General features: G+C 64.2%; 1 protein-coding gene. It reads left to right on the forward strand.

Annotated features, from left to right (window positions below):
• Nucleotide 1 precedes the first annotated feature (1 nt).
• Nucleotides 2–1,192, forward strand: coding sequence for an elongation factor Tu (gene tuf, locus DDF67_RS03210; protein WP_101719590.1), 1,191 nt, complete (start codon nt 2–4; stop codon nt 1,190–1,192).
• The last annotated feature ends 4 nt before the right edge of the window (nt 1,193–1,196 follow it).

Raw genomic sequence — 1,196 nt, forward strand, 5'->3', positions numbered from 1 at the left:
GATGGCCAAGGAAAAGTTCGAACGTAATAAGCCGCACTGCAACATCGGCACCATCGGTCACGTTGACCATGGCAAGACGACGCTGACGGCCGCGATCACGATCACGCTGGCGAAGTCGGGCGGCGCGACCGCCAAGAACTACGCCGACATCGACGCCGCGCCGGAAGAGAAGGCCCGCGGCATCACGATCAACACCGCTCACGTCGAGTACGAGACGGCCAACCGTCACTACGCTCACGTCGACTGCCCCGGCCACGCCGACTACGTGAAGAACATGATCACGGGCGCCGCCCAGATGGACGGCGCGATCCTGGTCGTGTCGGCCGCCGACGGCCCGATGCCGCAGACCCGCGAGCACATCCTGCTGGCCCGTCAGGTCGGCGTGCCGGCCCTGGTCGTGTTCATGAACAAGGTCGACATGGTCGACGACGAAGAGCTGCTCGAGCTCGTCGAAATGGAAGTTCGCGAGCTGCTGTCGTCCTACCAGTTCCCGGGCGACGACATTCCGATCACCAAGGGTTCGGCCCTGGCGGCGGTGGAAAACCGCGACGCCAACATCGGCGAAGAGAAGATCCTCGAGCTGATGGCTTCGGTCGACGCCTACATCCCGCAGCCGGAACGCCCGATCGACCAGGCCTTCCTGATGCCGGTCGAAGACGTGTTCTCGATCTCGGGCCGCGGCACCGTGGTGACCGGTCGCGTCGAGCGCGGCATCGTCAAGGTGGGTGAAGAAGTCGAAATCGTCGGCATCCGTCCGGTCCAGAAGACGACCTGCACGGGCGTCGAAATGTTCCGCAAGCTGCTCGACCAAGGTCAGGCCGGCGACAACGTGGGCGTGCTGCTGCGCGGCACCAAGCGTGAAGACGTCGAGCGCGGCCAGGTGCTGTGCAAGCCGGGTTCGATCACCCCGCACACCAAGTTCGTGGCCGAAGCCTACATCCTGACCAAGGAAGAAGGCGGCCGTCACACCCCGTTCTTCACCAACTACCGTCCGCAGTTCTACTTCCGCACCACCGACGTGACCGGCATCATCAAGCTGCGCGAAGGCGTGGAAATGATCATGCCGGGCGACAACGCCGAGCTGGACGTCGAGCTGATCACCCCGATCGCCATGGAAGAGAAGCTCCGCTTCGCCATCCGTGAAGGCGGCCGCACCGTCGGCGCCGGCGTCGTCGCCAAGATCGTCGAGTAATCGA

Origin of the sequence: Caulobacter endophyticus (genome assembly GCF_003116815.1) — a bacterium.
Classification (GTDB): domain Bacteria; phylum Pseudomonadota; class Alphaproteobacteria; order Caulobacterales; family Caulobacteraceae; genus Caulobacter; species Caulobacter endophyticus.

Bases quoted from the DNA above. Each gene is read 5' to 3' on its own strand.
- tuf (WP_101719590.1), top strand. From the start codon at position 2: ATGGCCAAGGAAAAGTTCGAACGTAATAAGCCGCACTGCAACATCGGC.